Annotated in this window: 6 protein-coding genes; 4 read left to right on the top strand and 2 right to left on the bottom strand. The window is 70.2% G+C overall.

What is annotated here, in order from left to right:
- Positions 1-2 precede the first annotated feature (2 nt).
- Positions 3-1643 (top strand): TM0106 family RecB-like putative nuclease, encoded by a 1641-nt coding sequence (locus SACSA_RS0104670; protein WP_019813940.1) that lies wholly within the window; start codon positions 3-5, stop codon positions 1641-1643.
- Between the two features lie 55 nt (positions 1644-1698).
- Positions 1699-2535, top strand: coding sequence for a hypothetical protein (locus tag SACSA_RS0104675; protein WP_028661545.1), 837 nt, complete (start codon positions 1699-1701; stop codon positions 2533-2535).
- Positions 2536-2807: 272 nt separating this feature from the next.
- Here SACSA_RS0104675 and SACSA_RS24390 read toward each other — a convergent pair whose 3' ends face one another.
- Positions 2808-3134 (bottom strand): zinc finger protein, encoded by a 327-nt coding sequence (locus SACSA_RS24390; protein WP_083940158.1) that lies wholly within the window; start codon positions 3132-3134, stop codon positions 2808-2810.
- Between SACSA_RS24390 and SACSA_RS21505 the strand changes: the two genes are divergently transcribed.
- The gene (locus SACSA_RS21505; protein ID WP_232212837.1) at positions 3080-3664 is read left to right on the top strand and encodes a DUF5753 domain-containing protein; all 585 of its coding nucleotides are present in this window, start codon (positions 3080-3082) and stop codon (positions 3662-3664) included. The two genes, SACSA_RS24390 and SACSA_RS21505, sit on opposite strands and share 55 nt — an antisense overlap.
- Complete coding sequence (locus SACSA_RS0104685) at positions 3661-3861, top strand: DUF397 domain-containing protein (RefSeq protein WP_019813945.1); 201 nt, start codon at positions 3661-3663, stop codon at positions 3859-3861. The genes SACSA_RS21505 and SACSA_RS0104685 overlap by 4 nt, the downstream gene beginning before the upstream one ends.
- Before the next feature lie 100 nt (positions 3862-3961).
- Here SACSA_RS0104685 and SACSA_RS21510 read toward each other — a convergent pair.
- The coding region (locus tag SACSA_RS21510) for an SDR family NAD(P)-dependent oxidoreductase (protein ID WP_019813947.1) at positions 3962-4667 on the bottom strand (706 nt) is incomplete at its 5' end.

Here is a 4667-nt window from a genome sequence, read left to right on the forward strand (position 1 = left end):
TGATGGATCGCGAGGTGCTGCTGGACGCGGGTGTGCTCACCCGCTGCCGCCGTCGCGTCCACCTCGACCACGACCCGACGATGCGCGACGCGCCGGTCGCGCCGCCCGATCCGGCCGCTGAGCAGCGCATGGCCGACGCCCGTGAGCACCGTGCCCGGGTGGCGGGCGAACTGCGCGGGAGCACGGAGGCGAGCTGGGCGGTGATCCCGGCCGAGCTGAGCGCGGCGGAGCGTGTCCGGCTCACCCTCGCGGCTCTCGACGAGCGCGTGGCCTACATCTGGGGCGCGCTTCTGCCCGAGGACGGTGGCAGGCGTGGCGGTCCGGAACTGCTGGTGCGCACCGACGACGGCTACGTGCCGGTGCTCGTCGTGCGCCACCGGGTCACCGACCCGGGGCAGGGCGCACGCACGACGACACTGCCGGAGCTTCGCCCGGCGCGGGCGGAGCACGACGCCCGCCGGAAGGTGCGCTCACACCCGAGGGACCAGTTGCGCCTCGCGCACGTCCGCAGGTTGCTTGAGGCTGCCGGGGTGGCCGAGCGGGACCGGGCGCTCGGCGGGGTGATCGGGCTCGACGCCGACGTGGTCGTCTGGTTCGACCTGCGCGCGGCGACCTGGCCCGGCGGGCGCAGCGTGCTGGACGAGTACGACGCGCGCTTCGCCGACCGGCTCGCGGTGGCCCGCGCCGCCGTGCACGGCCGTGAGCCGCTCGCGGAGCCGTCGCGGATTCTCGAGTGCAAGCGGTGCCAGTGGTGGCCGGTGTGCGAGGCCGACCTGACCCGCTCCCGCGACGTCAGTCTCGTCGTGCGGGGCGAGGACGCGGCCGAGTTGCGCCGGGCCGGAGTCGCCACGGTCGACGCGCTGGCCGCCCTCGATCCGCGCGGCCGGTCGCCGATCCAGTGGACCGGGTCCGCGTTCGCCGACGCGGTGGTGCTGGCGCGGGCGTGGCGCTCGGACCTCACCGTGGTGCGCAGGGTGGAGCGGGTCGACGTGCCCCGTGCCGATGTCGAGGTCGACATCGACATGGAAAGCTTCGGCGATTCGGGCGCCTACCTGTGGGGATGCCTGCTCACCGTCGCCGAGGGCGCCGGGCTCGACCTCGCACCGGGCTATCGCGCGTTCGCGACGTGGGAGCCGCTGCCGACCCCGGACGAGGGCAACTCGTTCGCGCGGTTCTGGGCGTGGCTGTCCGACGTGCGGGCGCGGACGGCGGCGGCGGGACTGACGTTCCGGGCGTACTGCTACAACGCGCTGGCCGAGAACCGCTGGCTGTACGCCTCGGTGGAGCGGTTCGGCGGCACCGACGGCGTGCCCGACCGCGAAGAGGTGCGCGCGTTCGTCGAGTCGGACGAGTGGGTCGATCTGTTCCGTAGTGTGACCGAGCAGTTCCTGTGCGCGCGGGGAAAGGGCCTGAAGGTTGTGGCGCCGGTCGCGGGGTTCGCCTGGCGCGACCCGGAGGCGGGCGGGGAGGCCTCCATGCGCTGGTACCGCGCGGCCGTCGGGCTCGACGGTGGAAGCGGCGACGCCACGCAGCGCGAGCGGCTGCTGCGCTACAACGAGGACGACGTGCGGGCCACCCGCGCGCTGCGGGAGTGGATGAGTGGCCCGGCCGAACACGCCGTTCCGTACATGGGCGATCTCTAGGGGCATGAGGCCGTGAGGTGGCGTTGCTGATGAGTGCCGAAGGGGGTTGTGCACTGTGACCGTTACCGGGCCGCCTACCGTTTTCGACGTTCGCGAGAACGAACATGAGGATGTTCTCGACCGTGTCGAACGAACCCTGGATGTGTGTCTCGATCGCTCGTCGGTGGTGTACGGGGAGCACGGCGCGACAGAGGGTTTCCGTACCAGCGGCGGCACCTGGGTACGGGTTGAGCGCCGCCAGCGGTGGCGGATCAACAGCGCGGTATGGACCGGCTTGGAAGCCGCGGCGACGATCCGCGAGGTCAAGAAGCCCGAGTGGTTTCAGAGCACCACGTGGACCGACCCGTCCAGGGACGTCGTGTGGCGTGCGGACGAGGTAGAATTGATGACCGCCCCGGTAGTGGGTGATCTCGCCACGGCAGCGACGTTGCCGGATTCGTGGTGGGCAGGTCTGCGCGATTCACTGGCCGCGCTGGGAGCGCACCCGACCGAACGGATCGGCATGAGCCAGGCGCACCTCACCAGAAGGATCACCGAAGTCTTCGACGGGGTGGATACCGTCGTGGACGAGTGGACGACCGCGCACACTGATCTGCACTGGGGCAACGTTTCCACCGAGGGGCACATCATCGACTGGGAGGATTGGGGCGCGGCCCCACGCGGGCACGATGCCGCGACCCTGTGGCAGTCGGCACTACCTGACCCCGAGATAGCGGCGCGAGTTCAACGCGAGTTCGCTGATGATCTCAGGACCCGTTCCGGCAAACTCGCGCAACTGTTGCAGTGCGCCAACGCGATCCGAGTCGCCGCCCGTCGCGGAACCCCGACACCATGGTCCGAACCCGCGCGGGCAGCGGCGGACGTCTTGCTTGCCGAGCTACAGAGCGCGTGAGCTGATGCCGACGTAGCCCGCTGCCAGCTCCTCGGTCAACTCTCCGCACAACCCCTCATCGAGCAGTGTCTGGGCAAGTACCTCGGCGTTGACACCCGTGGTCTCGGTGACCTCTTGTATGTTCGCCGGATTGCCCGATAACAGCAGGCGCAGTGCTCGTTCCGCGTTGGCGGCGAACGTCAGTTCCGGGGTCGACGGTGGGCCAGGCGATCGGCGCGCGGAATAGCGCGGCTGTGTCGGCTGAGTGCAGCGGCGGGAGACGGCGGGTCTGCTCAGGTTCGCCGGGTGCGGGGGCGGGGCGGTCGAGCAGAGCGTGACGTCCCATCGTCGGGGCTCCTCCGAGTCGGGGTGTTGGGTAGGGGCGCGATTTCGTCGCGGGGGAAGCTTTCGCGGACGCGGATCTCGTGGTCGCAGTCCCAGCACGTCGTTGTCGGCCAGCCGGTCATGGCGAAGTCGGACTCGGTGGGGGTGACGGTGGCGCCGCACACCGCGGGGAACGGCCGGTGTGGGCCGGGGACGCGGCCCGCACTGGCTCTCCGTGGGCATGCCCGAGCAGCACCGTCAGCTCGCCGGGCTCCTCGAAGTCGAGCGGACCGCAACCCGCATCATCACCGTGTCCACACTGCTGATCCCTGGATTACTCCAGACCGGGGACTATGCGCGGGCGATCATGCACGCGGCCGACGTGCCCGCCAGCGAAGTCGACACGCGCGTGGCCGTGCGCCTCGGCCGTCGCGAGGCCATCACCCGCCGCGAACCTGCCCACCTGGAGGCATACATCGCCGAGCCAGTACTGCACGCCGAAATCGGTGGCTGCTCAGTGATGGTCGACCAGCTACACACGCTGGTGGAGCACTCCGACCGGCCGAACGTCGCACTGCATGTGATTCCTACCAGCACAGACTGGCACCCGGGGCTCGACGGACCGTTCAGCCTCGCCGAGATGCCGGACCGTGGACCCGTGGTCCATCTCGAAAACCGCATCAGCGGCCTGTTCCTCCACGAGCCGGACGAGATCGAGGTGTACCAGTCGGCTGTGGATAGGGTGAGAAAGGTGGCGATGAGCGCCGAGGAGTCTGCGACGCTCATCGCCAACGTCATCAACGGCAAGGAGACGACGACATCATGAGCGTACCGCACGAGGACATGACGTGGCGGAAGTCCAAGTACAGCGCCAACACAGACAACTGCGTGGAGTTCCGCCGCATCGACGGCGGCGTGGAGGTGCGTAACTCGAAGCGCCCCGACGAGGCCACCATCGCCTACACCGCCAGCGAGTGGAAGGCGTTCATCGCCGGTGTGAAGGACGGCGAGTTCGACCTCTGACCCGCAACGGTAAGGCCCCCGGCGCCGTGCGCGTTGGTGCCGGGGGCTGTTCCCGAGGCTTCACGGAAGCCGCCGGACGACGTCCGTGAATGCCTGAGCCTTACCGGGGCGACATCCGGAGTGCGCCGTCGAGGCGGATGACCTCGCCGTTGAGGTAGTCGTGCTCGACGATGTCCACCGCGAGCGCGGCGTACTCGTCGGGGCGGCCGAGGCGCTTCGGGAACGGCACGGAGGCGGCCAGGCCCGCGCGGAACTCGTCGGTCACCCCGGCCATCATCGGCGTGTCGATGATGCCCGGCGCGATGGTCATCACCCGGATGCCCTGCGAGGCGAGGTCGCGCGCGGCCGGGACGGTCATCGCCGCGACGCCGCCCTTGGACGCGGAGTAGGCGATCTGGCCGATCTGGCCCTCGAACGCGGCCACCGACGCGGTGTTGATCACCACGCCGCGCTGTCCGTCGTCAAGGGGTTCGGTCGTGGCCATCGCCTCGGCGGCGACGGTCATCACGGTGAAGGTGCCCACGAGATTGACCTCGACGACCTTGCGGAAGAGGTCGAGGTCGTGCGTGCCCTTCTTTGACAGGATGCGGGAGGAGTTGCCGATGCCCGCGCAGTTGACGACCGTGCGCAGGGGCACGCCAGCGCCCGCGGCCTGCTCCACGGCCTCGCGCACCTGGTCGCCGTCGGTGACGTCGGTGGGGACGTAGGTGACGCCGTCGACGGCGTCGGCCTTCTCGATCGCGCCGCCGAGGTCGAGCGCGAACACGCGCGCGCCCCGGGCCGCCAGGGCCTTCGCCGTCGCGCCG

The sequence above is a fragment of the Saccharomonospora saliphila YIM 90502 genome, from assembly GCF_000383795.1.
Lineage (GTDB): Bacteria > Actinomycetota > Actinomycetes > Mycobacteriales > Pseudonocardiaceae > Saccharomonospora > Saccharomonospora saliphila.

Bases quoted from the DNA above. Each gene is read 5' to 3' on its own strand.
- SACSA_RS0104670 (WP_019813940.1), top strand. From the start codon at position 3: ATGGATCGCGAGGTGCTGCTGGACGCGGGTGTGCTCACCCGCTGCCGC.
- SACSA_RS21505 (WP_232212837.1), top strand. From the start codon at position 3,080: ATGCCCGAGCAGCACCGTCAGCTCGCCGGGCTCCTCGAAGTCGAGCGG.
- SACSA_RS0104685 (WP_019813945.1), top strand. From the start codon at position 3,661: ATGAGCGTACCGCACGAGGACATGACGTGGCGGAAGTCCAAGTACAGC.